Here is a 24412-nt window from a genome sequence, read left to right on the forward strand (position 1 = left end):
GTATAGGAGTCCAGTCCATGAAAAAAATAATTCCCTGGCTAATGCTCGGGGTTCTTTCAGGCTGCGCTACGCAAGCGCCTCAAATGAAAGAAGTTGAGCCGGCTGTATCTGCGGAGCAACAGCGTGAGGCGCAGCAGGCCGCTTTAAAGGCAAGCAAGCCGAAGGCTTTGAGTCTCAAAAGGAAGATAGCTGTTGGTCGCCTTACCAACGAGACTAATTATGGTCGGAGTTTGTTGCGCTCAAACGCCGAGGATCAGCTTGGCTCCAAAGTGACGGATATGTTCCTTCAAGCCTTGGCAAATAGCGAAAGTTATCTGGTATTTGAGCGGCCAGATATTGAGCTATTGGCCAAGGAGGCAGAACTCTCCGGGCAGGAAATCTCAATCACAGGTGTTGATACTCTGGTTATCGGTTCGTTAACCCAGTTTGGGCGAGCCACAACCGGCGAGCGAGGGTTCTTGTCTTCGTCAAAAAAGCAGGAAGCGACGGCAACAGTCGACCTCAGGTTGGTTGATGTGAAGACTGGTCGGGTATTTGCGTCTGTTACGGGGTCGGGTTCTTCATCCACTGAACAGGCTCGCACGATGGGGTTCGGTTCCGCTGCAGGATATGACGGCAGCCTGAATGATCAGGCTATTGCCGCAGCCGTCACTGCAGCCGTAGATAAGATGACAGGCTTGTTTCTCGAGAAACCCTGGACGGCAGATCTGCTGGCGCAAGAAGATGGTCTGATTTACATCAGCGGGGGGGAGAATCAGGGTGTTCGTGAAGGGATGGTTTTCACTATCGAAACACGGGGCAAGAAAGTGAAATCTCAGACCACGGGCACGACGATATCTCTTCCGGGCAAGGACGTCGCAGAGCTTAAGGTGATTAGTCTGTTTGGAGATGATCCTCTTGATCAGGGGGCGATTGGAGAAGTCTTAAAAGGCTCTCTGAAAGGCTACGACCTCAGCGATCTGCGCGTTAAGGAGAAGAAATGATGAGGGTTTTATTGGTATCGATGGTTTGTCTCATCTTGGCGGCTTGTGTCCAGGCTCCGTCGCGAAACACCCAAGTTGTGGACGATCGCCCAGGCCTCGCTTTCGAGGTGAATTCGGTGGCTGCAGAATACTATGAGCTAAGGATTGATGGAGTGTCCTATGGTTATGTACGCGAATATCTGGCTGGTGAGAACTTGCTAAAAATCATTGATGGAACTCATCAGGTAGAGCTTCTTTCGGATGGAACGGTGGTTTTTCAGAAAGAAGTGTATCTGGGTGCAGGTACGAACCGGATTCTGAAGGTAGGCAATTATGACTGACAAACGTTTTATTATGTTCTCATTGCTGGTTGTGTTGACGGGTTGTGCCAGTAACCAAGGTCTTTATGAGTGGGGACAGTACCAGGAGACATTGTTTGTGGTTTACCACGAACCGGAGCTCAAAGAAGAGGCTCTGAAAGGCTATCTTGAATTTGTTGAAACAGGCGGAACGCCGCAGCATCCCATTGCTCCCGGCCTTTACGCCGAAGCCGGCACGTTTATGCTCGAGCAGGGCGAAGTAGATTCCGCAATTAAGTACTACAAAATGGAATACGAAGCATGGCCTGAGAGTCAGCCGATGCTGGGTATGTTGATTGAGAACTTGGAGGCCAGAAAATGAATACGTTGAAGCTGAGTCTCGTGTTTTTCATCGTCGCCCTGGTCACAGGCTGTGCCACGCCAGGAAATCCGAATCGCCTGAACGCATTTCATGATGCGGCACCGAGGTCTGTTCTGGTGGTTCCGCCTGTTAATATGACCACGGATGTGCAGGGGACGACGTCGGTATTGGCAACCTTGCCATTCTATCTCGCTGAAAAAGGTTATTACGTTTTTCCCGTGAATACGGTTAAAACGCTACTGGAGTACGAAGGTTACTATGAGCCAGCAGAAGCACATGCGGCAGCGCCGGAACAACTGGCGAATTTGTTTAAAGCGGATTCCATACTCTATGTGACAATTCACGAGTGGACATCGCGGTACATGCTGCTAGCAACAACAACTGAGGTGGATTTCGAGTACCGGATTGTCAATGCCGACGGTACAGAGCTCTGGTCTGCACGGCAGCAAATGACTTACACACCGGATAACAATAGTTCCGGAAACCCTTTGATTGACCTTATTGCCATGGCGGTCACTGCGGCAGTCGAGAGAGCTGCGCCCAATTACCTGCCACTTACGCGGCAGGCGAATTCGTTGGCATTTTACGGGCCTAACGGCGTGCCTCCAGGGCCATACAGCCCGGTGTATGACCAGTACTATAAGCAGTTGAATGGTGCTGAATAGTTTTGGTGTTCGCGCCTTCTGTTTGACTTTAAACGGCCCCTTCTGGGGCTGTTTTTTTGGGCAAGCCTATGTGCTGAGAGGAAAAATCTAATGAATCATAAAGGCTCACTTACTACTTGGGATGATGCCAAGGGCAGGGCCTTTCCGCTTCATGGGAGATGCCCGAGTGGGCGCAAGCATTGCACCGGGAGTCTAGCTGGCGGCTGCACTGATACTGGCGTTTTCGTGATTCCCGCCGGCCTGTTTCATCAGAAATATCTGCCGGTCGTGACCGTCATCCGTTCTCTATTTCGAACAAGTGTACAAAAAGCGCAACAAACGCCTCTCGCTCGTTAACCGGTGAACGCCGGCCAAAAATCGCTGCACGCCCAGAAAGTTCTCTTCACCTTCACAGGCGATAAGTGCATCTTTTCGTTTTTCGCGCGCATCGTGTTGTTCGAATTTCACGAGGTCGCTGACCTTCTCATCTTCGGCCAACGCATTTGCCGGTTTCAAGAGCACGTTTCCTTTTTTGAAACTCCATGCTAAAGTTTCTAAAAAGGAAACAAGGACGTTTTGTGCATATAATTTCAAGAAAGCCGTTCAACGATGCGGCCAAGAAGTTCCCCAATGATCAGGACGCGCTGGTGAATACCTACACCACGTTGCGAAATGGGAGGTTCGACACGCCTGATCAGTTGCGCCGGGTTTTCCCGTCGCTGGACAACTTCAAATACAGGGACAAATGGTGGGTTATCGACATTGGAGGCAACAATTTGCGGCTGATTGCCTTCATTGAGTTTCGTGATAATCGCATGTACGTGAAACATATTTGTAGCCACGCCGAATACGATCGGCTGACCGACAAATACCGTCGGAATAGGGAGTGAGGCTTATGTTATCGCCTGCTTTTTTAGAAATCAGAGAAGCGTTGGCTCAGGTGCCTTTTGTCGCCCATATTGAGACTCAGGACGACTATGAGCGAGCATTGGAGCTTATGGATCAGTTGGTGGACGACTACGACGCCAATAGACTGTTAATTGAGGTTCTGGCTGTCAGCATTGAGCGCTGGGAGGACCAGGCAGCGGAATTTTCTGACTTTAATGCGGCTGTCGCTGAAACTGACAGAGGTGTTGCCGTACTTAAAACCCTGATGGCCCAACACGGGCTTGGGGTTGCTGATCTGCCAGAGCTGGGGTCAAAGGGCAATGTGAGTAAAATTCTCAATGGTGCTGAAGGAAAAAAACTGACCCGCAGACACATGGAAGCACTGGGCAAGCGGTTTGGGGTGTCTCCGGTACTCTTTTTCTGAAAGAGAGAAAAACCGGGACAGATTTATTTTTTTATCGCCCTCACGCAACGGCGGAACAGCTCGGCCGAAAAGTACCGGTGTTCGCCGGGCTGCTCTGCCACGAAGAGCTGGCCACCGGAACTGTAGATTCCGCCCTCGATCATCAGGTTGTCGCTCATTTCAAAGTCTTCAATGGTATGGCCCAGTTCGTCCAGGTCGGTGGCGCCTGCTCGTTCCCGGTAATATCGGCTTTCGAGGGTAAACCCGAAAGCGGGTTTACCTTGTCCGATCATATAACCCACCTCAAAAACGGTGCCCGGGTCCGCGCTGATGCCGCGGAAGGGGGTCAGGTTGGCGATGATGGCCTCGCAGCTGTCCATCAGTTCCCGGTTGGCCCGGTAGATCCGATGCCCGCGCCTGAATTTCGCCTCGTTGGCGGACAGTGCCAGTTCAGTATCCAGCGGGTCTATGCCCTCCAGTCCGTTTTCCTGAAGCAGGCGTTTTTTCTCGGCCACGATGGCCTGATGTTCAGCGGCGGGGAAGAATACTTCCGGGCCGGCGAGGTAGATTCGTTTTGGCTTCGTCATGGGTGCCTCATAGAGCTGATGAAACTGCAGGATAGCATCCAGTATTTTCGAGGTAGCAGAAATGGTGCAGCGTGGTCATACTCGCCAGCCTGTTTTCACGTTCTTTCGTGACAGTTCGTATGAGTGAAAATCGGGACAGACTTATTTTGTGCACACTGGTGTTTTGCCTTGGGCTGTGTTTGTCGAAAAATATCTATCAAACAAGAGCTATCAAACAATCATGACGAGAAAGACATTAGGTTTAACCGGAACACGAAAAAAAGACCCTAAACCAGTGGCTACGGAAACCGAAGCTATGGTTCCGGTTGAAAGTGAGGCTGATCCACAAAAACGTTTTTTAAATGCTGTGGCTATCAATCCCGCGCCGGGGATTCGCCTGGAGTTGGGTTCCGAACAGCTCACGGTGCGCGCGATGGATTTGATCACGCCAATTGGCATGGGGCAGCGAGGTTTGATCGTTGCGCCGCCGGGGTCTGGAAAATCGACGGTTTTAAAACATATTTGCCAGGCGGTGGGAAAGGCGTATCCCGAGATTAAACTTTACGCGTTATTGATAGATGAGCGACCCGAAGAGGTCACTGACTTCAGGCGTAGCGTCCCGGCTGAGGTACACGCTTCTTCTTCGGATGAAAGCTATGCGCATCACGTTCGCGTTGCCGATGAACTTCTTGATATCGCTCGCCAACAAGCGGGCGAGGGTCGCAACGTCATGATTGTGATTGATTCTCTCACGAGGCTATCGCGTGTGCATAATGCGGAGCGAAAGAGCAGCGGTCGTACTATGTCTGGCGGGGTGGATGCTCGAGCGATGGAGATACCGCGGAGGTTGTTTGGCGCTGCACGAAACATTGAGAATGGCGGCTCGCTGACCATTTTGGCAACCGTTCTGGTGGATACCGGCAGCCGTATGGACCAGGTTATCTTTGAGGAATTCAAGGGCACGGGGAACATGGAGCTGGTTTTATCGAGAGACGTTGCGAATCAGCGAATCTTTCCCGCGCTGGATATTTCGAAAAGCAGTACACGCCGTGAAGAGCTGCTGTTGGATCCAAAAGATTTAAACAAAATAAGAGCATTGCGCCGGGCGCTTGGCGGTCTCAAACCGCTAGAGGGCACAAAAAAGTTGGTTGAGCTGCTTGAGAAGTACCCCACAAACGCCGAGCTTCTGAAAAACATCCCCGGGCCAGGTTAATGATGCGTGTGAAAACCGGGGCAGATAAATCCGTACTCTGGAAACAGCGGTTGTTTCCCGGTCACGATGGCCCGGTGCGCTGATGGCTCAGGGCTGATCCTTTTGGGGTAATAGCAACGCCTGCACTTCGTCACCAAGAGCCAGCTCACCCCCTTCAACCACTCGTGTAGTAATGCCTCCATGCCCGCGCATGGCGTTGTACCCACCAGGCCCGAGGGCCGTCTCCATCTTGCTGCAGGGGTGGCACAGGCCCGTGTATTCCAGCACCACACCACCAATCCGGAACCGTTTGCCTTTCAGGGCCAGCAGGTTCAGGCCAGAGACGACGATGTTGCGCCGGAAAACCTCGGGGTCAATGGCTCCCCGCTGCAGGCACGAGGCAATGGCATGCAGGTGTTCTTTCTGGATCAGGGTCACCTGCCGTTTGCTGGTGTCGCGGCCCTTGAATCGATCCCCGTCCAGCCCTTTGCCCGGGGTGACCGTCGCCCTCTGGAGCACCTCCATGGGCTCACCGCGTGCAGGACGGATTCCAATCCACTCAACGCGGCCGCATTGAGGCAGTGTGTCCAGCAGGGTTTGCATTGGGGTCGATTCGGGCATGGGCTTTATAAAACTCCTTGGGCGATGAGTTGGTGGCTCAGGACAAAACCTGGCCGCCGTCCACCACGAGTGTCTGGCCGGTAATCCAGCGGGCCATATCGGAGGCCAGGAACAACGCGACGTCGGCGACTTCCTCAGGCGTGCCAAGGCGCCCGAAGGGAATCCCTCCGCGAATACGCTGGTAGAGCTCCGGATTGTTCTGCCGGGCCTGATCCCAAACGCCGCCCGGAAACTCGATCGAGCCAGGGGCAATGCCATTAACACGCACTTTATGCGGGGCCATGGTCACCGCCAGGCTGCCGGTGTAGTGAGCGACGGCGGCCTTGATGGCTGCGTAGGGGGCGGTGCGTGTCGAGGCGTGCAGGGCGGCGATGGAGGCAATATTGATGATTGTACCCCCGGTTTCCTTAAGCGCAGGCAGGCAGATATGGCCGGCGCGAACCGTGCCCATCAGATCCACTTCAACGCTGCTCAACCAGCCTTCTTCGTTGTCCTTCCGCCCGAACGCCGAGGCGCAATTGACCAGCACGTCCAGGCCGCCCAACTCGCCCATGGCGTTCTGCAGATAGGTTTCCAGCTCGGCCTTGTCGCCGATGTCGCAGGGGGCCACATGCAGTGCCAGCCCTTCGCTTGCCACTTCTTCTGCCAGAGCGTCCAGGGACGCCTGCCCGCGGGCGCACACAGAGACGCTGGCCCCGGCCCGGGCGAACCCCAACGCGATTGCCCGGCCAATACCCTTGCTGCCGCCAGCGACGATGACGCGCCGGCCGTGGAAATCAAACATCATTGAATGCTCCTGTTTTCCCATAAGGTTTGGTCTCGCCCTCGGGCATCGCAAACTGTTTTGTCTAGGTTCTACCAGGTCATGGCTCGCTCGTCGAGCAGATCGCCTATCATGAAAAGTTGGGTGATGAGAGTGTGGTCTATGTGCCGTCAGAGCCGCCAGAAGACTGGCAGGGAGAGACCGGCTTCATCGATGGAGCGCTGATGCCAAGGCAGGCCAGGGGTATGATCAGGTGAGCCCAGGTTCTCGTATCGTCTTCGGATAATGATCACGGGAATAAAGGCATGAGTTTCAATCTAGTCGCCACAACAAGGCAAGCCACTCTGACAGTGGTGCTTTCGCTTATCACACTGACGACTCACGGGGCCGACATGAACAGGCTGAACGACTACCAGTGGAAAAACCGGCTTATCCTGGTTCAAGCCGCCAGTGAGAATGGCGGCGAGATCGAAACACTCAGGAGTGCCCGGGCAGAGATCGATGACCGGGATGTTGTCTGGTTTGTGAGCACCGGGTCGGATGTGGTTTCAAATCAGAAAGCGGTTTCGGGCAGCCTCCAGAGCGACATCAAGGCTGTTCTTGAAGAGTCCCGTTCGTATGGCCGAGTCCTGTTGATCGGCAAAGACGGCGGTATCAAAAGCCGCGAATCCAGTCTTGACCTCGGCGCCATTTTCCGCCGCATCGACGGCATGCCCATGCGCATTCGGGAGATGCGAACCAGCGATTGAATCTTGTGGAGCCACCACAGGATTCAATGCTCCGTTACACCCTCCCAGGCTTCAACGGCCTTGCAGCTGGCCCACATAGGCAGCGATAAAAGCCGTTTCCTGGAAGGCCTTCAACCCCGTCTCCGCAAACGCAATAGGCAGCGGGTTGGCCGCCAGGGTGGACTTGATGAGAGCGGCGGGAAGCAGGGTAACCGTCAATTCGATGTCGGTGATCAGTTGAATGGCCGCTTCCATTTTGAAGCTGACAGCACCACCGGCAAATTTGCCTTTGGGCATCCGCTCTTTGATCGCGACATGGGCCACGCTGTACTCGGCCATTAACACGGCAAAGGCTGCCTGGAACTGCTTCAGGTCTTCACGGCTATGGTTTTTTGGCAGTGACAGTTTGCGCACCTTGCATTCCGGCAGGTTGAACTGCCCCCTGTCCATATTCAGCAAACACACCACTGCATCACTGCCGGTAAGCTCAACGCCGCAAACAATCATAGCCATTTCCCCCGTGTCCGCCTGTTATCAGCCGCAGCACTTCTTGAATTTGAGCCCGCTACCGCAGTTGCAGATGTCGTTGCGGGAAGGCGATTTTACGGTGGTAACCGTCCCGCCTTTGGTCAGGATAGCGGTGAGTTCGGTAATGGACTCAACGGCGCCCTCGCGGGTATCCACCGAAATGTTCGCGTACAGCTTTGCCTTCGCCACCTGCGCTTCGACTTCCTGCTTACGCGCGTCACTGGTTACCACGAGCGTAAGCGGGTATTTCTTGCTGCCACTCTTCTGGCTGGCGTTGGTCTGAAAGCCGCCGTAAGCGGTGTGGTGCTGGCGTGCGTCCTGCCGGCCTTTGAAGAAAAATTTATCTGACATGCTGAGATCCTGATGGGGAGAATGCCCGAGCTACTGCCGGGAGGAGTCTTTTAGCATGCTTATGGAGACGGCGATATAGGGAGATGCGAATCCATCGAGAAAGCCCGACGCAAATCGAAAAGAACCAGGTGATCGGCTCCAGGGGTTGTTGAAGGGCAGTTTACGCAGGGTGGAGTGATTACCCCAAGTGCAGAAAGCCCGTAAACCCCAGCGGGAATGAACCGAACAGGTCTACTGACGCTGCTCCCGAGTCTCATTCAGGAGCTTCCGCTTGATCAACAGCCAATAGGTGTCCTGGCTGACAGACTTGATCATTATGATTCGTACCTTGGTCGGTTCCATCTGATAATCGAACACGTACTCGAACACAGCATTGAATTCGCCTGTTTCCACCCCTTTGAAGAAGCGCCCGGAAAACTCGTCGCTGTTGGTGCACGGAGCAACGTCGTTGAAGAAATTCCGGCCAATCACATCGTCGGGTCTTCGGCCGGTCAGTTCAGATTCCGCGATGTTGTAACGCAGGATGGTGCCTTCTGCGTCCAGCTCAATGGCGCCGAACATGAGGTTATCGATTTCCGAATCACTCAGGCTGGACATCGCATTTTCGAGGTCTTCCACTTCAAACTTCACGCGTTTCACTTTCATTCGGTGCACCCCTTACAGCAACAGATAGGTTGTCAAACCTTACGTACAAGGCGGGAAATCGGTGCACGGATAAGCGGCTACTGACAATTTTTTACATAAGCCCCAGCCAGGCAAACGTCGTTTTTTAACAAATCAGCGTAACCGTTGGTAATGAGGTTCATGTGCCTTCGTAGCGCCAGACCTGTATTAAACGCCGTTGAGTCCTGACCATGCCGCTTTCCCGTTCTAATTGCATCGTAACCCTGCAGCACTTGGTGGCTGCGACGCTGGCTGCCGACCGTGGGGTAGCCGTAAACGAATTGCTGCTTGATTTACAGGCCAGCGACCATTTGCGGGATGGCCCAGCCGCTCTGGATTCTCTGGATGAGCTGGCGGTTGCCCGTAGGGTGACGGAATTCTTTGAGCTTGAGAGAACCGGCGCTGAGGAATGGCTGTTGCGGCGCCATCGATTGAGCGAATGGAGTGAACTGATTTGTGACAACCTCAACGATGGCACGCTCGATCAGATCTGGTTCCGTTCTGGCGGCACCACGGGCGAACCAAAGTTGGTGGCCCAGAGGCTTGCTCACCTTCTTTCGGAAGTCCGGGAAATCAGAGAGATTGTTGGTAATGCCCGGCGCATCATTGCCCTGGTGCCCCTGCATCATATCTATGGATTCATCTGGGGACCGCTGCTGAGTGAGGAACTGAACCTGACGCTTATCCACGGTGGAGAGGCTGTTGAAGAAGCCCATCACAACCTCCAGCATGGCGACCTGCTGCTGGCCGTTCCGGAATGGTGGCAGTATCTGGGCAGTGCCCGCCATGCGCTGCCGCCGGGAGTGATCGGCGTGACGTCGACTGCGCCTTGCCCACCGGAGGTTGTTCGGGCGGCTCTGGCGAAGGGCTTGGAGACGATGATTGAGGTGTATGGCGCCAGCGATACCGGCGGCATTGCATGGCGCACGGAGACCGGGCGTGGCTTTCAGCTATTCCGACATTGGAAGAGGCAGGATGGCGACCATTTGGTGTCTGATGCGGGCACTGTCGGCCTGTTACCCGATCACGTTGAATGGCAATCAGAGCGTACCCTGATTCCCCTGCGGCGGCGAGATGAGGCCATCCAGGTGGGCGGTGTCAACGTCTGGCCAGACCGGGTCAGAGCCTTCATTGAAAGTCACCCCGGGGTCGAGAGCTGTTCTGTGCGTCCGATGGCGACCGACCATGGCACGCGCCTGAAAGCCTTCATTGTTGCCGAACATCCTGGAAATGATGGTTTGAAAGCCGAACTGCGTGAATGGCTGAAGGCGAATCTGACAGCCCCCGAACGCCCTATCAATTTGACTCTGGGCGATGCGCTGCCCCGGAATGCCATGGGAAAACTCTGTGACTGGTAACAGTGTTGACCTTGCTCCCGTGACGGTTTTGTGACCTTTCCTTGATCGACTTTTTACCCAGTCGTGACGGCCGCGTAAGCGTTCCTGGTTAGTCTGCATTCTGATGCTGCTGGCCTTCAGGTATGGGGGCGGCAGTGTCGAATAGACACTATTTCCAATAAGGAGAATGCACAATGAAAAGCCTGACAGCGACGCTTTTGGCTCTCGGTACCGCCCTGGCCCTTATGGCCCCGGCCCATGCAGACGACATGGATAAGGGCAAAAAGGGAATGGACGACACCATGATGCAGGATGACATGAAAGATGACGGCATGGCCAAAGACTCCATGAAGTCCGACACCATGGACACCATGCATGACGGGATGAAGACCGAAAGCATGATGGATGAGGACATGAAGAAAGAGGATATGGAAAAAGACGCTATGAAAAAGGATGGAATGTCCGAGGGGGATAAAACATCAATGTGATGGCCGGAAATTTTCCTGGCTGTAGTGGCAAGCTTAGCGTTGGTGAGCTTGCTATGAACTGAGGGGGTAGCCGGAGTAAAATCTCGTGAAGTATCACGGAAAGTCCGCTCTTGAGTTTGTTTCAGTGCTGCGGGCTTTTTGTGTCAGGCACAAAACTAACTATCCAGGGAAGAAATAAGTGAATCAAAAAGGCTCACTCACCTCATGGAACGATGGCAAGGGCTTCGGTTTTATCACACCGGAAAACGGGGGTGAGCGTCTGTTTGCTCACATCAGCGCCTATAAGGGGCGGGGCAGGCCCTTGGCCAGCCGTAAGGTCGTTTACTCGCAGACCAAAGACGAGAAAGGGCGGTTAAGAGCGGCCAGTTTCCAGTACGCCGGCGTCGCACGTCACCGCGCAGCGGTCGCGCCCGGAGTTTGGTTTGCGCTGTTGATTGCTGCGGCAGTCGGTGGGGCGGTGTCGACGTTGTATCTTTCGGGCTATGTGCCGGTTCTTTTGCCGGTGGCTTATGGGGTGATGAGCCTGGTTACCTTCTTGATGTACGCGATCGACAAAGGAGCCGCCGAGAGTGGCAACCGGCGCGTGCCGGAGGGACGGCTACACCTTTTTGAACTTCTGTGTGGCTGGCCGGGTGCGCTGGTGGGCCAGCAATTCTTTCGTCATAAAACCCGCAAAACCTCGTTTCAGGTGGTCTTCTGGGTTTATGTGATCCTCAATCTTGCGGTGCTCGGCTGGCTGTTGTTCTGGCCTGATGCCGAGTTTGCGCGGCAGGCGCTGGAGATTAAACCGGTCATTATGACGCAGAATTGAATCGGGGCATACGATCTGCGTCTGAGTTGGCCACGAAGCACGTCAGAGGCTACTCCTTGAGCCGAACGAGCAACCGTCCATCCTGGACCTGGATGAAGTCCACGCCGGCTGCAAAGGATTGCCAGAACCCCGGGGTGGCACCGAACTCGTTGACCAGATCCACGTTCTTGAGGTTGCCCAGCCAGGCGTTGGGGATGGGAACGCCCATCAGGCTCACTCCCTTTAACTTAACCAGCGGGCGACCGTTGGCAAAGGAGAGTTCAACTCCTGCATTTACTCGCACCGTTCTGCCGCCGAGTACAGGGAAACCCTCTTCAAAAGGCACGAGAAGCACCGCGCTCAGAAGATCGTCCGAGAGATCGACGGCAAGTCGTTGAGCCAGATCGGTGTTGTTGGCGAGCATGCCATTGAGTTCCCGCTCGCTGAAACGTACCTCCCGGCTGGCACCGACTTCACTGTAGGGCTCCGGCTGCAGCGGACCGCCAGATTCACCGCCCCGGGTATCAATGCCCAGATTATTCAGTTTGGTGTTGAGTGAATCCTGTTCACTGGCATTCAGGGTTACGGGTTCTAAGTTGTCTGGGAACACATAGTGGCTTAACCACCAGTAACCAATGCCGACAGTGGCAACGATGGTGAGCAGGACAATGCCGAAGACATGCAGGCCACTGAAGCCCTTCTTTGCGGGTGGTGGCGCGGATGCTGGTTTATCGTCGGTTGTTTCATTCATTGCCGATGACACCGCTTTAACGCGGTGGTTTTAGTTCCCTTTTTTGAATTTCGCTTTGCAATTGCCGCTCATGCACATGGTGCAGTAATGCTCACGGTCCTCGTGCTCGGCGCCCTCTGCGATCTTGATGCTGCAGCCGTTGCAGAGCAGAACGGCAACGTCGCCTTCAAATTTCACAATAGCGTGTTCGTATTCCATAAGACACCCCGGTCCTGATTAAAAATGCATCATGAGTAGTACGGTATTTGCAGCGGGGCAGACCGCTGGCGGGCTGCTACCCCTGGCGTGTTTGAGATTAAACCGAGACCAATTCTTTTCGTCATTCCAGAACCTTTGGCCAATTTACGTCTGCCTGCTGAATGAATCCTTCGGTGTCCTTCAGCCATCGATCCTGAACAGATTGGTTGTAGTTCAAATACAGGCGGCCATCGCGGATGGCCCAGTGTTTTGGATCGCCTTTGGCGAGGTAGCCTTGAGTCACCGCCCAGGCGCAATAACCGCCCGCCCCGGTATTGCTCAGCAGGCCGGTATAGACGGCAGGCTGAGAGGCCCAGGCGCTGGCGGTAAAGAGGAGTGCAAGGGTGATGAATGTCAGTTGTCTGTTCATGTTTGTTGTCCCCTCGGATTCGAGTCTCATCACAAAGATTCGCTTGGCAATTTCAGATATGTGCGTTGATAAATCCCAGCCGTGAACTGTGAGGTTTATCGCGCTGAAAATTTGGGATAGGCTTTCAAGTCCCTCAAATCAGGGACAAATGTTTAAACATAAGGAAATGGAATGACGGCTCAACGTTTTACCGAATACAAGATGGTCCATATTTCGGAAGGTGGCTGTGGCACGCTCCTGCTCGGCTCCTCTGGCCTGCCTTTGAAAAAAATTGAAGCAGAATTGAATCGGTATGCCGCCGAGGGTTGGCAGGTGGTATTCCAGGTTCTGGAGATGAAGCGTTTCTGGCTGTTCTGGCAGCGTGAATCCGTGATTGTGACCCTGGGGCGCTAACCGGTGCTGCAGGCGTTAGCGCTGAAGGCCATCGGGTTTTATCGTCGGACAGGCGGTGGTACCCGATGGTTTGGCATCGACTGCAATTTTGAGCCGAGTTGCTCGGCTTATTCCGAGGAAGCTATTCGCCGGTTCGGTCTTCGCAAGGGAGTGGTGTTAACGTTTCACCGTCTTCGCAGGTGCAACAGGCCGGACGCGATCTGTAAATGCATTGAGCCGGTCACGGGGGATGTCGGGCATGTTGAGACAAGAAGAGGTTGATGCCGAGGAAGAAGCCCTCAGAAAGGCGATTCGAGAACTTTCAGAAGAACAGCGAGTGGAATTCTACCGGAAGGCCGGGAAAGCGGTGAAGGACCCGGATACCTACGCGGCACTGAACTGGTTTTTTATCACCGGACTGCACCATTTTTACCTGGGGCGCTGGCAATGGGGGCTGATGGATATTGGCGCTTTGCTTGTTGCTATCGGGTGTTTCGTCGCTGGTTTGGTTTTGCCCGGAGTTATACTGCTTGCGATCGTTTATTCCTGGGAGCTGTGGCAACTTTTCAGATCCCAGATTATTGTCCAGGACTGGAATAATCGGCTTTATCGGAATTTGTTGCGGCGCTATTAACCAACGAAAAACGGGGCGTTAATTCACTTCTGGTTTTCGATAAAAAAGGCAGCCCTGAGGCTGCCTTTTTTGATTACGTTTTGGCTGTTATTTACAGGCCAATAACGTTCTCTGCCTGCGGGCCTTTCTGGCCCTGAGTCACGGTAAACTCAACTTCCTGGCCTTCGGCCAGAGTTTTGAAACCGCCACCCTGAATATTGCTGTAATGAACAAAGACGTCTGCGCCGCCTTCACGAGTAATAAAACCAAAACCTTTTGCTTCGTTGAAGAACTTAACGTTGCCGGTAACTGTAGACATAAATAGCTTTCCTGAATTCAATCAATAAGGTGCCGCCAAATGATCGTTGTGATCTTTGATCAGCGATATGCGGGAAACAAAAAAACGTGCAGGATCAAAAACAGGACAAAAGGTGTGACAACACAAGAGGTCTTATTCGTGAAATGCTTTGCTAAATCTTTCCAACGGAAGAGACAGTACGCTAATTAATAGGCCCTGCATAGCAAAGTTTCATATATTGGGAAAATAACTTTGTTACAGTTTTCCGGCGAAAGATGGGCCGGTGTGGTGACCGGCCCATCTTGACCTCAGGCAGCAGAGGCCTGGATTTTGTGGACGTCGTCGCTGCTGAGGGGTTTTCCTCCGATTCCCCATTCTCCTTCGCTCACTTCATTGATGACTACCCAGGTCAGACCTCGCATGGCTTCGCCTTCAATGCCTACCATGGCGTCGGTGACTTTCGCGATCATCTCCTGCTTCTGTTTCTTGTCGAATACGTTTTCAATCAGGTTGATAGTGACTAATGGCATGGTGGTGCTCCTTTCTGTGGTTGAAAGCCCCTTGATGGGGGCGTGAAAAACAACCTGAGATCAGTCTACGATGTTGCGCCAGGCGATACTTGGGGAGGATGTGGAGAATATGTGGAGAATCTCGGGGTGTTGTCTGCTAATTTAGAAAGTAGCTAGCCATAGCGGAACAGATCCATGATTTTCAGTTTTTCTGATTTTCAATTGGACACCCATCAGCTCCAGCTGCGTCGCGCCGGCACAGCCCAGCCCCTGGAACCGCTTGTCTTCGATTTACTGACCTATCTGTTGACTCATCGAGACCGTATCGTGAGCCGGGCGGAACTGCTGGACCAGCTTTGGTCCGGCAAGGTTGTTAGCGATTCCGCCGTGAGCAGTGCCATCAAAGCTGTACGCAAAGCCTTGGGGGATGACGGGAAGACTCAGGGCTTCATTGCTACATTCAACCGTCGCGGCTATCGGTTCGTGGCCAATATGGATGCGTCCGAGCTGCTTGCTCAGACCTCTGGCCCGGATTTCATGGAACAGAGTGCTGCGGAGGCGCACCAGGAACTGGCTGCCGCCTGCCTGTTTTCGTCCCGCAATGAACGGGAGAAAGAGCAGCCCGTGCTGGTGGTGCTTCCGTTCGCGCACGCAGTGGGCGTTGATCAGATTGCCTGGATTGCCGAAGTGCTTTGCGAAGATATCAGTATTCACCTGGCCCGCATTCCCGGGTTTTTCGTGCTGTCTCGCAACACCACCTTTCAGTATCGTCACCGCGAAGTGAGCATTCAGCAAATCGCAAGAGAGCTGGATGTGGATTATGTCATCGAAGGCTCGGTGTGGCCCAAGGGGGACAATCTGCGAGTCGGAGTCCAGCTACTGGACGCGGCGAGTGGCAACATGCTCTGGTCGGATCGGAAATTAATCCCGGCGGAAAGCCTGAACGCACTGGAAGAGGAGGTCGTTCGCGAGATCGTGAGCCGGATTGAACCCCAACTCAATCGGGCTGAGCTGATCCAGCTCCGGAAGCGACGCACGGTGGATCTGGGTGCCTGGGCACTGTATCGCCAGGGACATGCCATTCTTGGCCAAAAAGGCTGGAGTGAGGACAGTTTCACCGAAGCTGCGAACTTTTTGCGACAAGCGATCCAGCGGGATCCGGAACTCGCGTTTGCCCATGCCTATCTTGCCTTGATTATCGCCATTGGCCATCTGGTGGGGCTCATCCGTGGGCATGAATGGCTAATTGAGGCCGCGCAATCAGCTGAAAAAGCCGTGGCCCTGGACGGTCAGGATACTGATGTTCTGGGCTATGCAGGTTGTGCGTTTGCCGATATGGGGGATCTGCAACGGGGCGTCGGCATGTTAAGGCGCGCAGTGGAACTCGATCCGAGTAACGCCCAGGCGATTGCCGCATTGGGAGCGGCCATGATTCGCCAGGGTGAAGTTCAGGGCATCGATTTTATGCTTCGGGGCATGAAGATCAGCCCGCGTGATAATCGTCGCTCTGCCTGGGGCGCGTTGCTCGCCCGGGGGATGCTCAATTTTGGCCAGATTGACGATGCCATTCGAACAGCCAGCGATGCCTGTCGCTGTGATGACCGAATTTTCCTGCCCAGAGTTGTACTCGCCATTGCCCATATTCACGAGGGCAATATTCCGCGGGCAGTCGATGCCCTGAGCGATGCACGTCGTATCCGGCCGTCTCTGGGCCAGAGAGACATCGCCCGCTTTGCCAGTCGCGCTGAGATGGCATTGTTACAAAAATGTGGCTTGCTGGCGGGACTGTCGTCCTAGGAACATTCGAGGGCTGGCGGCGTAAACCGCTTCGGCCCGACTAAATGGATTGGGCTGGGACGGTCCGACAAAACCGGGTGCGGGCCCTGATAATTAACCATGACCTCACCCGGTACGGCAGACTTAACTGATTACAGCTACACGAAATCGCTTCCTAGCGTGTTTTTATATTGCCGTCCGCGTCGGAAATGACTATTTCGACTCGCCGGTTCTGTTGGCGCCCTGCCGACGTTTCATTGGTAGCCACCGGGTATTGTTCGCCGAATCCCTGCACTTCGATCCGAGCGCGACTAATACCTCTATCCATCAGGGCCTCTCTTACAGCCTCAGCTCGACGCTCTGACAGTTGTTGGTTGTAAGATTCTGCTCCGGTGCTGTCCGTGTATCCCTCCACGCGTACGCGACGGTTTTCATATTCAGCCATGAAGTCAGCAAGGCGACCCACGGTGGTTTCACCGGCCGGCTTCAGTTCAGCACGATTAAGGTCGAACAGAACGTCACCCAGGGTAAGTACCATGCCACGGTCTGTTTGCTCAGCCTGCATGGCTTCCATCTGCCGGCGCAGTTCGGCGGCTTCCTGCTGGGCCGCTTGAGCCTGTGCAGAGCGCGCCTGCAACTCCAATTCCTTGCGCCGTTCTTCGGCGGAGTTTATCTCTTGCTGCAGCCGGGCACGTTCGGCCTGTTCCCGGGCAATCTCGGCGTGGCGGTTGGCGAGGTAGGCCGCATGCTCGATTTCCGCGGTGCTGGCGCCCTCTTCCAGTAATCGCTCAGCGCGGGCAAGCTGATCCCTGGCGGCTCTCAACTGGCGGTCGCCACTGCGGGCAACGTCTGGATCGGTTCGAATATCCTCATAGGCTGCCTTTGCTTCGTCAACCATCTGATTGTCCTTGGGCGTACTGGCACATCCGGCCAGGAAGATGGAAAAGCCGACAACCATGCTCAAAGTCATGTATCGATTGTTCATATCAATCTCCTGTTTAAACTGGCGCCCTTACTGGCTTCCATTCATGCGTTGGCGAAGAGACTCAATGTTCCTGTTGATTTCTTCCACAGCCTGTTTGGCTTTCGCAGTATCGGCACGCGCGCCGGCCAGCTGAGCATCGACTGATGCTTGTTCCAAAAGGTGCAGTGCTTTCTGATAATTCTCCTCGCTCATTTCATCGTCGATGAGCTCTTCGGCATCGGCAAGCTTGTTCTGGGCCTGATTCAGGAGCACTGGCTCAAAGTTTCTTGCGTCGGATGACACCGCTTGTTGAACGGAAGATTCGGCGGCTCGCATTTGAGAGGTGGGGGGCTCCACGGAGCCTGCGCAACCGGTGATAGCGACGGCTATGCCGGCAATCCCGACGGCGCCCAATATCGACATATAATTGCTCATGCAATATCTCCTTGTACTGGAAAACGGAGGCCTGACTGATTCCTTTAATCCAGTCAGGTTGCTGATCTGTGGTAATGGACCTGGAGGAGAACTCAGGGTATCTGTCAGCTCAAACGCCTCTACTTCCTCAATTCAAAGATAGCAGTCAGTGGTGTTGTGCACATGAGCATTTATCAATGAACATTAAGAGCCGAAACACACTGTCTGAGAACGAGTAAGCCCTCCAAAATGAACGCTCCTTTCAAACTCCGGCCTTACCAGCAGGAAGCGGTTGATGCCACGCTGGCTCATTTTCGGAAAACCGATGAGTCCGCCGTTATCGTGCTGCCAACCGGTGCTGGGAAAAGCCTGGTTATTGCCGAGTTGGCACGTCTCGCGAAGCGAAAGATCCTGGTGGTAACCCACGTAAAGGAGCTGGTAGAGCAGAATCACGGCAAGTACCAGAGCTACGGGTTAACCGGCGGAATTTTCTCCGCCGGGCTGAAGCGGAAGGAAAGTCACCACCAGGTGACCTTTGCCAGTGTGCAGTCGGTATCGGCGAATCTGGATCAGTTTCGGGACGAATACTCGCTGGTTATTATCGATGAATGCCATCGGGTCAGCGGGGAAGAAACCAGCCAGTATCAGCGCATCATAGAGCTCTTGCGGCAACAGAACGATTCTCTGAAAGTGCTCGGGCTGACTGCGACGCCTTACCGTCTGGCCATTGGCTGGATCTATCGCTATCACTATCGGGGCTTTGTTCGGGGCGAGGATGACAAGCCCTTTCAGCACTGCATTTACGAGCTACCGCTGAGTTACATGATCAACCGGGGGTATCTCACCCGGCCGGAGCTGGTGAACGCGGCAGTGGCGCAATACGATTTCTCTGCGCTGCCCCAGGACCGCTTTGGCGAATACGCCGAGAGGGACGTTAACCAGCTGCTGAGCAAACATAAGCGCGTGACCCGGGCGATCATTGAGCAGGTTGTGGAGGTGGCTGCCGAGCGTCAGGGCGTGATGATCTTTGCGGCCACCGTGGAGCATGCGCGGGAGGTCGCCGGGTACCTGCCAGAACACGAAACTGCCCTGATAACGGGCGCCACCGATCTGAAGGATCGGGACTTGCTGATTCGGCGCTTCAAGCAGCGGCAGTTGAAATATCTGGTGAACGTGTCTGTACTCACCACGGGCTTTGATGCGCCCCATGTGGACTTTATCGCCATTCTTCGGCCCACCCAGTCGGTGAGTCTCTATCAGCAGATAGTAGGCCGCGGGCTTCGTCTGGATGAGGGTAAACAGGATTGCCTGGTGATCGATTACGCCGGCAACCATGTGAATCTGCATCATCCGGAAGTGGGGGAGCCAAAGCCGAACCCCGACAGTGAACCGGTGCAGGTGTTCTGCCCGGGATGTGGGTTTGCAAACATTTTCTGGGGCAAGACTGACGGTGAAGGCCTGGTGATTGAGCATTACGGGCGTCGTTGTCAGGGACTGCTCGAGCCGGTTGACGGGGTTCAGGATGAACGCCCGCAGCAGTGCGATTACCGTTTCCGCTTCAAGGAGTGCCCGCATTGCGGGGCCGAGAATGATATCGCAGCCCGCAACTGTCACCAGTGCCAGAAAGCCATCATCGACCCGGATGATCAGCTGAGAGATGCGCTGAAGCTCAAGGATGCCATGGTCATCCGCTGCGCCGGGATATCGCTGGTTGCCGATGGCAGCAAGCTGAAGATCACCTATCACGGGGAAGATGGGGAAGAACTCGGCGAGTCGTTTGATTTCAGCAAGCCGGGCCAACGCGCTGTTTTTAATAAACTGTTCGGGCGTCGTTTTGCCAATAGCCAGGCCCCGAAAGCGTTCAGTTCAGTGGGTGAGGTGCTTGATTTACGGGCCCTGTTGCCGGCACCGGATTTCGTGATTGCGCGGAAGCAAAAGCACTATTGGCGGGTGCAGGAGCGGGTTTTTGATTATCAGGGGCATTACCGGAAAGCGAATGAGGTGTAGGCCCGGTTTTCCTGTACTGCATTTCCTTGCCTGCAGTCAGCTCCGCTGCTCGTTATAATGGCGTACCTCAAATCATCGAAGAGAACCCTATGCCAATCGAAAAGAACCAGGTCGTCCTGTTCCATTACAGTGTGCGTGATGAGCAAAATAATGTTGTTGAAGACTCCCGCGGCGGTGAGCCGAACGCCTACCTGCATGGCCATGGCGGCATCATCAAGGGCCTGGAAGAAGCCCTGGAAGGTCGCGATGCCGGCGATACCTTCAGTGTGACTGTCACTCCCGATAAAGCCTATGGGCCCCGCAAGCCCGATGCCATCCAGCGTGTGCCGATCAAGCATATGATGGGGGCCAAACGCTGGAAGGCGGGCATGGTTGCTCAGGTACAGACCGAGCAGGGGCCTCGCCACGTGGTTGTTGCCAAGGTGGGCCACAAATTTGCCGACGTTGACACCAACCATCCGATGGCCGGCAGAACCCTGACCTTTGATATTGAGGTTATTGACGTGCGCGCCGCGACCTCGGAAGAAATAGCCCACGGCCACGCGCATGGCCCGGGTGGGCATCACCACTAAGTAGCTGGGAGGCAGGCATGCAGATCGGCGTGATTGCAGATACCCATAGCAAAATGCGTCCAGAAGCCCTGGAAGCCTTGAAAGGCTCGGAGGTCAGCGAAGATGGGGTCGTTGGCGAGCTTATTAAGCTGCCGGGTTGAATTCACCCGTTGTTCCTCCCATGTCTGTGTTAGGTAGCAATCAAATTACCGCGTTCTCTCCAGATGAGTTCAGAGGCAAGAGGAGGAAGCATGGATAAGCGTACATTCGGCAACACCGACATTCAGGTAACGCCCGTCGGGCTCGGCACCTGGGCCATTGGCGGCTGGATGTGGGGTGGAACCGACGAAGCCCAGTCCATCGATACGATCCACAGGGCGATCGATAAAGGCATTGGGCTTGTGGATACGGCGCCGGTGTATGGTTTCGGTCGTTCCGAAGAGATTGTGGGCAAGGCACTCTCAGATGGCCGGCGGGATCAGGTGGCTCTGGCCACCAAGGTGGCCTTGAACTGGAATGATGATCACGACAAGGTCTGGCGCGATGCGAGTGCCTCGCGGATCGAGCGGGAAGTTGAAGATTCCCTCAAACGCCTGCAGACCGACCGGATCGATATTTATCAGGTCCACTGGCCTGATCCGAAGACGCCGATGGAGGAAACTGCGAGGGCGCTGGAAAAGCTATACCAGGCGGGAAAAATCCGCGCCATTGGCGTGAGTAATTTTACGCCATCTCAGATGGATGAGCTGCAAAAGAGCGTGCCCCTGCATAGTTTGCAGCCCCCGTATAACCTGTTTGAACGGGAGATCGAACAGGATATTTTGCCGTATTGCCGGGAAAACGGCATTGCCACCATCACCTACGGCGGTCTTTGCCGCGGCTTTCTGACCGGCAAGATGCGGGAAGACACTCAGTTCACCGGTGACGACTTGCGCAAGAATGATCCGAAGTTCCAGGGCGATCGCTATCGGCAGTATCTGAATGCCGTGGCCGAACTGGATGCGTTCGCCCGAGAGCGGTACCAGAAAAGTGTATTGGCGCTGGCCCTGCGCTGGCTGGTGGATCAACCCGGCGTCACAACAGCGCTGTGGGGCGCGAGAAGACCGGAACAGCTGGACCCGGTTGACGAAATCGACGGCTGGTCTCTCGACAAGAATGCGATGGCCGAAATTGATGGCATTCTGGATCGGTGCATTACTGATCCGGTAGGGCCTGAGTTCATGGCGCCGCCGACCCGTTAATTCTCCGCAGAAAAACCGGGTTCTTTGCAGTGACCAATGGAGAGACTGCAGGGAGCCCGGTAAGCCTGTCACGCGAAGCGATCATGCGTGTTGGCATATCCTGCCTTTCGCTGTACCTTTTTAGCTACCGCAACTATCTCTCATCTCTCGGTCGGGTAAGGCGCAGTGTTTAAAAGGTTAAGGAAAGCCGTGTATCCAGTGGTGGTTTTAACGCTGTTTACGATGGCTGCGTGCCCGGTTTCTGCAAAGATCTATAAATGGGTGGATGAAAACGGCCAAGTGCATTTTGGCGATCGGCAGGATAACCGGGTCGCGCAGGAAGTGGTCAATGTTAAGCCAGGTGTCTCTGAATGGTCGCGTTTTGAGATCGATATCAGAACTGTTGATGTTGAGCTGAGCGAAGCGGAACACCAGCAGATCGTTGAAGGCGTTAACAACGTCTATGAGTTCTTCGACCGGGTGATGTCTTTTGATATGCACCGGACGGTGCCGGTCAATATCCTGATTCTCAAAGACAGCGCGGCATACCGTAACTACCTCGTCCGTCAGAACAGGGGCATGGCTGTTGCCTCTTATGGGCTTTACATACCTTCCGAACACCAGATCGTCGTCTATGTTCGTAAAAACAGAAACCTCACCTTCAAAACCATCAAGCACGAAGTAAGTCATGCGGTTGTCGATACCATCGTTCCCTATACGCCAGCCTGGCTGAACGAGGGGTTGGCAGAGCAGATGGAGACCATTGAGCGCGATGAATCCGGCTTGTATTTTGAGCGTCACCGTGAAAATCAGTGGGTGGTTGATCAGGCGCTTGAACGGGGCCGTCTGGCGGGCATCGACCAGCTATTGAAGCTGCCAAGCAACAAGTGGCGTCACTCAGATCTGTCGGGGCGCGGAAGCCTGCGGGCCCAGTCTGGCCAGTTCGTGTATTTCCTGATGTCCAAACCTACCCGAAGAAATTTTGTGGTGCGGCTAATGCACAACTTTAATCGGGGTGATCGCACCATCTCCTATTATCTGGTCAACGACAATTACATTGGTGGTGTAAGCATGCTGGCCCTCGACTGGCGGCGCTGGTTGCACGATCAGGGAGAGGGCGTCGTCAGGTTATAAGTTCGAAGCCGGCGACCAGACTTCCCCGTGCTGCATCACCCGAAAGTCCGTTTCGTTCAGCCCTTGTCGCTCCAGGGCGGCCCTTAGCCGTCGGGGCGGCTCGTCCATGGGCTCGTCGGTGAGCACGAACGTGCCCCAGTGCATCGCCACCGACTGTCGGGAACCGATATCTTGATGAATGCTCACCGCCTCTTCCGGGGCCACGTGCACCGGCGCCATGAACCAGCGCGGGTCGTAGGCCCCAATGGGCAGCAGCGCCAGATCAATTGGCGAGAACAGCTCGCCGATTTTCCTGAAGATTCCCCCGTAGCCGGTATCGCCGGCGAAATAGAGCCGGAAACCGTCGATCTCCAGTAGCCAGCTGCACCAGAGTGAGGTGTTGGTATCCGTGGGGGTCCGGCCGCTGAAGTGCTGAGCCGGAAGGCAGAACACTTCGCGGTCGCCAGGCAGGGGCTCGGATTGCCACCAGTCCAGTTCCACCAGGTTATGGATTCCCCGTTTCTCGAACCATTGCTTAAGCCCTCGGGGAATGCAGAAGCGCAGGTTATCTCCGAAGCGCCGGTGTAACTGGCGCACGGTGTTCTCATCAAGGTGGTCGTAGTGGTTGTGGGAAATCAGCACCAGGTGAATCGGCGGCATGTCTGCTACCGTCAGGGCCGGCGGTGTGTAACGCTTCGGCCCGACCAGTTGAAAGGGGCTGGCGCGTTCCGACAGTACCGGGTCGGTGAGCACGTTCAGACCACGATACTGGAACAGGAACGAGGCGTGACCCAGCCAGACCAGTTGTGGTTCTTCGGGCGGGCTCATCAGGGAATGCGTATCTGGCCGCAGCAGCGTGAAGCGTTTTCCCTTTGGGAAGTTGCGACCCGGGGCCAGTTGCCAGCGCATAAAATCGCCAATGCCATGTCGGGGGACTGGCTCCAGGTTGCGGTACCTGCCCCGATAGAAATGCGGTTCTGCAGCGAGAGCGGCAAGGCGGTTACGGTCAACGGTCATGGATCGGACTCTCATTCTTGCCAGGGGCCAATGCCAGTAGCTCCTGCAACATGCTGTAGCTTAATCCCCAGATGCAGGCATCCTGGTAACGGCAACAGGGCATGTTGAGTGTGCCCAGGGGCGTGCGCCAGGAACGTCGGCCCTGGTTCGCGTCTGCGCCGAGGTAGTCCATCGGCACCCAGACCGCTCGCTCGACTTCATGATTCGTTGAGACCGACTTCGGTCCCCGCCACTCGAACACATAGGGGGTAACCACCATCGGACGCCAGCGGCTGTGATGGCGGGTGACCAAGTCGGACAGCCGGATGAGAAAGCGGCCGTGGCGCCTCAGGTCCATGCCGGTTTCTTCCAGTGTTTCCCGCTCGGCAGCAGCCAGGGCAGATGCATCTTCAGGTTGCAGGCGGCCTCCCGGGAAGGCCATGTCGCCGGACCAGGGATCACCCTCTCTGCGGGCCCGCTGGATAAAGAGAAGCTCCTTGCCGCCGTTTTCTGCGGTTCGAAAGATAAGGGCGACGGACGCTCGGGCGAACCGGCGCCGAAACGGTATCTTGTGGGGGCGCAATTGGCTTACCCAGGACTTCGAGGTCACGAAAGC

General features: G+C 54.9%; 36 protein-coding genes. 20 read left to right on the forward strand and 16 right to left on the reverse strand.

Features of this window, described 5'->3' with window-relative positions; translation table 11 throughout:
* Positions 1-17: 17 nt before the first annotated feature.
* Genes J3362_RS01155 through J3362_RS01170 form a run of 4 tightly spaced genes read left to right on the forward strand, consistent with a single transcriptional unit; the run spans position 18 to position 2308 of the window.
* The gene (locus tag J3362_RS01155; RefSeq protein WP_349517739.1) at positions 18-983 is read left to right on the forward strand and encodes a CsgG/HfaB family protein; all 966 of its coding nucleotides are present in this window, start codon (positions 18-20) and stop codon (positions 981-983) included.
* Positions 980-1303 (forward strand): hypothetical protein, encoded by a 324-nt coding sequence (locus tag J3362_RS01160; RefSeq protein ID WP_349517740.1) that lies wholly within the window; start codon positions 980-982, stop codon positions 1301-1303. Before J3362_RS01155 ends, J3362_RS01160 begins: the two co-directional genes overlap by 4 nt.
* Positions 1296-1643, forward strand: a complete 348-nt coding sequence (locus J3362_RS01165) for a DUF4810 domain-containing protein (RefSeq protein WP_349517741.1) — start codon at positions 1296-1298, stop codon at positions 1641-1643. Before J3362_RS01160 ends, J3362_RS01165 begins: the two co-directional genes overlap by 8 nt.
* Complete coding sequence (locus J3362_RS01170) at positions 1640-2308, forward strand: DUF799 domain-containing protein (protein ID WP_349517742.1); 669 nt, start codon at positions 1640-1642, stop codon at positions 2306-2308. Before J3362_RS01165 ends, J3362_RS01170 begins: the two co-directional genes overlap by 4 nt.
* A 285-nt stretch (positions 2309-2593) precedes the next feature.
* Here J3362_RS01170 and J3362_RS01175 read toward each other — a convergent pair whose 3' ends face one another.
* Positions 2594-2803, reverse strand: coding sequence for a hypothetical protein (locus J3362_RS01175; protein WP_349517743.1), 210 nt, complete (start codon positions 2801-2803; stop codon positions 2594-2596).
* A 62-nt stretch (positions 2804-2865) separates the two neighbouring features.
* Between J3362_RS01175 and J3362_RS01180 the strand changes: the two genes are divergently transcribed.
* Positions 2866-3177 carry a type II toxin-antitoxin system HigB family toxin gene (locus J3362_RS01180; RefSeq protein ID WP_349517744.1) on the forward strand — a complete coding sequence of 104 codons (312 nt, stop codon included), beginning with the start codon at positions 2866-2868 and terminating at the stop codon, positions 3175-3177.
* A gap of 5 nt (positions 3178-3182) precedes the next feature.
* Positions 3183-3599, forward strand: coding sequence for a helix-turn-helix domain-containing protein (locus J3362_RS01185; protein ID WP_349517745.1), 417 nt, complete (start codon positions 3183-3185; stop codon positions 3597-3599).
* A gap of 23 nt (positions 3600-3622) precedes the next feature.
* On the opposite strand, the gene J3362_RS01190 is transcribed toward J3362_RS01185, so the two are convergent.
* Positions 3623-4165 carry a nucleoside 2-deoxyribosyltransferase gene (locus tag J3362_RS01190; RefSeq protein ID WP_349517746.1) on the reverse strand — a complete coding sequence of 181 codons (543 nt, stop codon included), beginning with the start codon at positions 4163-4165 and terminating at the stop codon, positions 3623-3625.
* Positions 4166-4313: 148 nt separating this feature from the next.
* On the opposite strand from J3362_RS01190, the gene rho reads away from it, so the two are divergent.
* Positions 4314-5357 (forward strand): transcription termination factor Rho, encoded by a 1044-nt coding sequence (gene rho, locus J3362_RS01195; protein ID WP_349517747.1) that lies wholly within the window; start codon positions 4314-4316, stop codon positions 5355-5357.
* An 87-nt stretch (positions 5358-5444) separates the two neighbouring features.
* On the opposite strand, the gene J3362_RS01200 is transcribed toward rho, so the two are convergent.
* Positions 5445-5957, reverse strand: coding sequence for an MOSC domain-containing protein (locus J3362_RS01200; protein WP_349517748.1), 513 nt, complete (start codon positions 5955-5957; stop codon positions 5445-5447).
* Between the two features lie 37 nt (positions 5958-5994).
* On the reverse strand, positions 5995-6744 hold the full coding sequence (locus J3362_RS01205; RefSeq protein ID WP_349517749.1) for an SDR family NAD(P)-dependent oxidoreductase: 750 nt from the start codon (positions 6742-6744) through the stop codon (positions 5995-5997).
* Positions 6745-7025: 281 nt separating this feature from the next.
* On the opposite strand from J3362_RS01205, the gene J3362_RS01210 reads away from it, so the two are divergent.
* A complete protein-coding gene (locus tag J3362_RS01210) occupies positions 7026-7469 on the forward strand; it encodes a DUF4174 domain-containing protein (protein ID WP_349517751.1) in 444 nt (147 codons plus the stop codon).
* Positions 7470-7520: 51 nt separating this feature from the next.
* Here J3362_RS01210 and J3362_RS01215 read toward each other — a convergent pair whose 3' ends face one another.
* The 3 genes from J3362_RS01215 to pyp form a co-directional block, all read right to left on the reverse strand.
* Positions 7521-7955 carry a DUF3010 family protein gene (locus tag J3362_RS01215; RefSeq protein ID WP_349519235.1) on the reverse strand — a complete coding sequence of 145 codons (435 nt, stop codon included), beginning with the start codon at positions 7953-7955 and terminating at the stop codon, positions 7521-7523.
* A gap of 27 nt (positions 7956-7982) precedes the next feature.
* The gene (locus J3362_RS01220; protein WP_219120594.1) at positions 7983-8327 is read right to left on the reverse strand and encodes a PBPRA1643 family SWIM/SEC-C metal-binding motif protein; all 345 of its coding nucleotides are present in this window, start codon (positions 8325-8327) and stop codon (positions 7983-7985) included.
* Positions 8328-8558: 231 nt separating this feature from the next.
* Positions 8559-8972: a photoactive yellow protein gene (pyp, locus tag J3362_RS01225; protein ID WP_349517752.1), complete on the reverse strand. Its 414-nt coding sequence runs from the start codon at positions 8970-8972 to the stop codon at positions 8559-8561.
* Positions 8973-9181: 209 nt separating this feature from the next.
* Here pyp and J3362_RS01230 point away from each other — a divergent pair, with 209 nt between their 5' ends.
* The 3 genes from J3362_RS01230 (at position 9182) to J3362_RS01240 (ending at position 11626) form a co-directional block, all read left to right on the forward strand.
* Entirely contained in the window at positions 9182-10348 is a 1167-nt protein-coding gene (locus tag J3362_RS01230; protein WP_349517753.1) for an AMP-binding protein, read from the forward strand.
* Positions 10349-10521: 173 nt separating this feature from the next.
* Positions 10522-10815, forward strand: coding sequence for a hypothetical protein (locus J3362_RS01235; protein ID WP_349517754.1), 294 nt, complete (start codon positions 10522-10524; stop codon positions 10813-10815).
* A gap of 178 nt (positions 10816-10993) precedes the next feature.
* A complete protein-coding gene (locus J3362_RS01240) occupies positions 10994-11626 on the forward strand; it encodes a DUF1294 domain-containing protein (protein WP_349517755.1) in 633 nt (210 codons plus the stop codon).
* A 49-nt stretch (positions 11627-11675) separates the two neighbouring features.
* Here J3362_RS01240 and J3362_RS01245 read toward each other — a convergent pair whose 3' ends face one another.
* The 3 genes from J3362_RS01245 to J3362_RS01255 form a co-directional block, all read right to left on the reverse strand.
* Positions 11676-12356 (reverse strand): flagellar basal body-associated FliL family protein, encoded by a 681-nt coding sequence (locus J3362_RS01245; RefSeq protein WP_349517756.1) that lies wholly within the window; start codon positions 12354-12356, stop codon positions 11676-11678.
* A 30-nt stretch (positions 12357-12386) separates the two neighbouring features.
* Positions 12387-12554 carry a hypothetical protein gene (locus J3362_RS01250; protein WP_349517757.1) on the reverse strand — a complete coding sequence of 56 codons (168 nt, stop codon included), beginning with the start codon at positions 12552-12554 and terminating at the stop codon, positions 12387-12389.
* Between the two features lie 121 nt (positions 12555-12675).
* Positions 12676-12963 carry a YHS domain-containing (seleno)protein gene (locus tag J3362_RS01255; RefSeq protein ID WP_349517758.1) on the reverse strand — a complete coding sequence of 96 codons (288 nt, stop codon included), beginning with the start codon at positions 12961-12963 and terminating at the stop codon, positions 12676-12678.
* Positions 12964-13134: 171 nt separating this feature from the next.
* Here J3362_RS01255 and J3362_RS01260 point away from each other — a divergent pair, with 171 nt between their 5' ends.
* The 3 genes from J3362_RS01260 to J3362_RS01265 are packed head-to-tail and all read left to right on the forward strand — an operon-like array spanning position 13135 to position 13969.
* On the forward strand, positions 13135-13356 hold the full coding sequence (locus J3362_RS01260) for a DUF4177 domain-containing protein (RefSeq protein ID WP_014578093.1): 222 nt from the start codon (positions 13135-13137) through the stop codon (positions 13354-13356).
* A 3-nt stretch (positions 13357-13359) separates the two neighbouring features.
* A complete protein-coding gene (yidD, locus tag J3362_RS19800) occupies positions 13360-13617 on the forward strand; it encodes a membrane protein insertion efficiency factor YidD (RefSeq protein ID WP_502882398.1) in 258 nt (85 codons plus the stop codon).
* On the forward strand, positions 13595-13969 hold the full coding sequence (locus tag J3362_RS01265; protein ID WP_349517759.1) for a TM2 domain-containing protein: 375 nt from the start codon (positions 13595-13597) through the stop codon (positions 13967-13969). Before yidD ends, J3362_RS01265 begins: the two co-directional genes overlap by 23 nt.
* Before the next feature lie 91 nt (positions 13970-14060).
* Here the strand turns inward: J3362_RS01265 and J3362_RS01270 are convergent, their stop codons facing one another.
* Together J3362_RS01270 and J3362_RS01275 are read right to left on the reverse strand one after the other, a co-directional pair.
* The gene (locus J3362_RS01270) at positions 14061-14267 is read right to left on the reverse strand and encodes a cold-shock protein (protein WP_104322724.1); all 207 of its coding nucleotides are present in this window, start codon (positions 14265-14267) and stop codon (positions 14061-14063) included.
* Between the two features lie 287 nt (positions 14268-14554).
* The gene (locus J3362_RS01275; protein ID WP_070964573.1) at positions 14555-14776 is read right to left on the reverse strand and encodes a tautomerase family protein; all 222 of its coding nucleotides are present in this window, start codon (positions 14774-14776) and stop codon (positions 14555-14557) included.
* A 174-nt stretch (positions 14777-14950) separates the two neighbouring features.
* On the opposite strand from J3362_RS01275, the gene J3362_RS01280 reads away from it, so the two are divergent.
* Positions 14951-16552 carry a winged helix-turn-helix domain-containing protein gene (locus tag J3362_RS01280; RefSeq protein WP_349517760.1) on the forward strand — a complete coding sequence of 534 codons (1602 nt, stop codon included), beginning with the start codon at positions 14951-14953 and terminating at the stop codon, positions 16550-16552.
* Between the two features lie 154 nt (positions 16553-16706).
* Here J3362_RS01280 and yfiB read toward each other — a convergent pair whose 3' ends face one another.
* Together yfiB and J3362_RS01290 are read right to left on the reverse strand one after the other, a co-directional pair.
* Complete coding sequence (yfiB, locus tag J3362_RS01285) at positions 16707-17516, reverse strand: outer membrane lipoprotein YfiB (RefSeq protein ID WP_349517761.1); 810 nt, start codon at positions 17514-17516, stop codon at positions 16707-16709.
* A 27-nt stretch (positions 17517-17543) separates the two neighbouring features.
* Positions 17544-17930, reverse strand: coding sequence for a DUF4398 domain-containing protein (locus J3362_RS01290; RefSeq protein WP_088556500.1), 387 nt, complete (start codon positions 17928-17930; stop codon positions 17544-17546).
* A gap of 228 nt (positions 17931-18158) precedes the next feature.
* Between J3362_RS01290 and radD the strand changes: the two genes are divergently transcribed.
* The 5 genes from radD to J3362_RS01315 all read left to right on the forward strand — a co-directional run bounded on the left by radD (position 18159) and on the right by J3362_RS01315 (position 22821).
* Positions 18159-19916, forward strand: coding sequence for a DNA repair helicase RadD (gene radD / locus J3362_RS01295; protein ID WP_349517762.1), 1758 nt, complete (start codon positions 18159-18161; stop codon positions 19914-19916).
* Positions 19917-20005: 89 nt separating this feature from the next.
* Positions 20006-20488: an FKBP-type peptidyl-prolyl cis-trans isomerase gene (locus tag J3362_RS01300; RefSeq protein ID WP_349517763.1), complete on the forward strand. Its 483-nt coding sequence runs from the start codon at positions 20006-20008 to the stop codon at positions 20486-20488.
* A 17-nt stretch (positions 20489-20505) separates the two neighbouring features.
* Positions 20506-20628 carry a hypothetical protein gene (locus J3362_RS01305; protein WP_349517764.1) on the forward strand — a complete coding sequence of 41 codons (123 nt, stop codon included), beginning with the start codon at positions 20506-20508 and terminating at the stop codon, positions 20626-20628.
* A 90-nt stretch (positions 20629-20718) separates the two neighbouring features.
* A complete protein-coding gene (locus tag J3362_RS01310; protein WP_014578084.1) occupies positions 20719-21708 on the forward strand; it encodes an aldo/keto reductase in 990 nt (329 codons plus the stop codon).
* A 198-nt stretch (positions 21709-21906) separates the two neighbouring features.
* Complete coding sequence (locus J3362_RS01315) at positions 21907-22821, forward strand: DUF4124 domain-containing protein (protein WP_349517765.1); 915 nt, start codon at positions 21907-21909, stop codon at positions 22819-22821.
* On the opposite strand, the gene J3362_RS01320 is transcribed toward J3362_RS01315, so the two are convergent.
* Positions 22816-23817: an MBL fold metallo-hydrolase gene (locus J3362_RS01320; RefSeq protein WP_349517766.1), complete on the reverse strand. Its 1002-nt coding sequence runs from the start codon at positions 23815-23817 to the stop codon at positions 22816-22818. The genes J3362_RS01315 and J3362_RS01320 overlap by 6 nt on opposite strands.
* Positions 23807-24406: an NUDIX hydrolase gene (locus J3362_RS01325; RefSeq protein WP_349517767.1), complete on the reverse strand. Its 600-nt coding sequence runs from the start codon at positions 24404-24406 to the stop codon at positions 23807-23809. The genes J3362_RS01320 and J3362_RS01325 overlap by 11 nt, the downstream gene beginning before the upstream one ends.
* Between the last annotated feature and the right edge of the window lie 6 nt (positions 24407-24412).

The organism is Marinobacter sp. NFXS11 (assembly GCF_040148675.1).
Taxonomy (GTDB): Bacteria; Pseudomonadota; Gammaproteobacteria; order Pseudomonadales; family Oleiphilaceae; genus Marinobacter.

Bases quoted from the DNA above. Each gene is read 5' to 3' on its own strand.
- J3362_RS01185 (WP_349517745.1), top strand. From the start codon at position 3,183: ATGTTATCGCCTGCTTTTTTAGAAATCAGAGAAGCGTTGGCTCAGGTG.
- J3362_RS01275 (WP_070964573.1), bottom strand. From the start codon at position 14,776: ATGCCATTAGTCACTATCAACCTGATTGAAAACGTATTCGACAAGAAA.
- J3362_RS01160 (WP_349517740.1), top strand. From the start codon at position 980: ATGATGAGGGTTTTATTGGTATCGATGGTTTGTCTCATCTTGGCGGCT.
- J3362_RS01280 (WP_349517760.1), top strand. From the start codon at position 14,951: ATGATTTTCAGTTTTTCTGATTTTCAATTGGACACCCATCAGCTCCAG.
- J3362_RS01200 (WP_349517748.1), bottom strand. From the start codon at position 5,957: ATGCCCGAATCGACCCCAATGCAAACCCTGCTGGACACACTGCCTCAA.
- J3362_RS01310 (WP_014578084.1), top strand. From the start codon at position 20,719: ATGGATAAGCGTACATTCGGCAACACCGACATTCAGGTAACGCCCGTC.
- J3362_RS01170 (WP_349517742.1), top strand. From the start codon at position 1,640: ATGAATACGTTGAAGCTGAGTCTCGTGTTTTTCATCGTCGCCCTGGTC.
- J3362_RS01215 (WP_349519235.1), bottom strand. From the start codon at position 7,955: ATGATTGTTTGCGGCGTTGAGCTTACCGGCAGTGATGCAGTGGTGTGT.
- J3362_RS01220 (WP_219120594.1), bottom strand. From the start codon at position 8,327: ATGTCAGATAAATTTTTCTTCAAAGGCCGGCAGGACGCACGCCAGCAC.
- J3362_RS01190 (WP_349517746.1), bottom strand. From the start codon at position 4,165: ATGACGAAGCCAAAACGAATCTACCTCGCCGGCCCGGAAGTATTCTTC.
- pyp (WP_349517752.1), bottom strand. From the start codon at position 8,972: ATGAAAGTGAAACGCGTGAAGTTTGAAGTGGAAGACCTCGAAAATGCG.
- J3362_RS01245 (WP_349517756.1), bottom strand. From the start codon at position 12,356: ATGAATGAAACAACCGACGATAAACCAGCATCCGCGCCACCACCCGCA.
- J3362_RS01305 (WP_349517764.1), top strand. From the start codon at position 20,506: ATGCAGATCGGCGTGATTGCAGATACCCATAGCAAAATGCGTCCAGAA.
- J3362_RS01210 (WP_349517751.1), top strand. From the start codon at position 7,026: ATGAGTTTCAATCTAGTCGCCACAACAAGGCAAGCCACTCTGACAGTG.
- J3362_RS01265 (WP_349517759.1), top strand. From the start codon at position 13,595: ATGTTGAGACAAGAAGAGGTTGATGCCGAGGAAGAAGCCCTCAGAAAG.
- radD (WP_349517762.1), top strand. From the start codon at position 18,159: ATGAACGCTCCTTTCAAACTCCGGCCTTACCAGCAGGAAGCGGTTGAT.
- yfiB (WP_349517761.1), bottom strand. From the start codon at position 17,516: ATGAACAATCGATACATGACTTTGAGCATGGTTGTCGGCTTTTCCATC.
- J3362_RS01155 (WP_349517739.1), top strand. From the start codon at position 18: ATGAAAAAAATAATTCCCTGGCTAATGCTCGGGGTTCTTTCAGGCTGC.
- J3362_RS01260 (WP_014578093.1), top strand. From the start codon at position 13,135: ATGACGGCTCAACGTTTTACCGAATACAAGATGGTCCATATTTCGGAA.
- J3362_RS01270 (WP_104322724.1), bottom strand. From the start codon at position 14,267: ATGTCTACAGTTACCGGCAACGTTAAGTTCTTCAACGAAGCAAAAGGT.
- J3362_RS01235 (WP_349517754.1), top strand. From the start codon at position 10,522: ATGAAAAGCCTGACAGCGACGCTTTTGGCTCTCGGTACCGCCCTGGCC.
- J3362_RS01165 (WP_349517741.1), top strand. From the start codon at position 1,296: ATGACTGACAAACGTTTTATTATGTTCTCATTGCTGGTTGTGTTGACG.
- J3362_RS01300 (WP_349517763.1), top strand. From the start codon at position 20,006: ATGCCAATCGAAAAGAACCAGGTCGTCCTGTTCCATTACAGTGTGCGT.
- J3362_RS01250 (WP_349517757.1), bottom strand. From the start codon at position 12,554: ATGGAATACGAACACGCTATTGTGAAATTTGAAGGCGACGTTGCCGTT.
- J3362_RS01230 (WP_349517753.1), top strand. From the start codon at position 9,182: ATGCCGCTTTCCCGTTCTAATTGCATCGTAACCCTGCAGCACTTGGTG.
- J3362_RS01255 (WP_349517758.1), bottom strand. From the start codon at position 12,963: ATGAACAGACAACTGACATTCATCACCCTTGCACTCCTCTTTACCGCC.
- J3362_RS01320 (WP_349517766.1), bottom strand. From the start codon at position 23,817: ATGACCGTTGACCGTAACCGCCTTGCCGCTCTCGCTGCAGAACCGCAT.
- J3362_RS01290 (WP_088556500.1), bottom strand. From the start codon at position 17,930: ATGAGCAATTATATGTCGATATTGGGCGCCGTCGGGATTGCCGGCATA.
- J3362_RS01205 (WP_349517749.1), bottom strand. From the start codon at position 6,744: ATGATGTTTGATTTCCACGGCCGGCGCGTCATCGTCGCTGGCGGCAGC.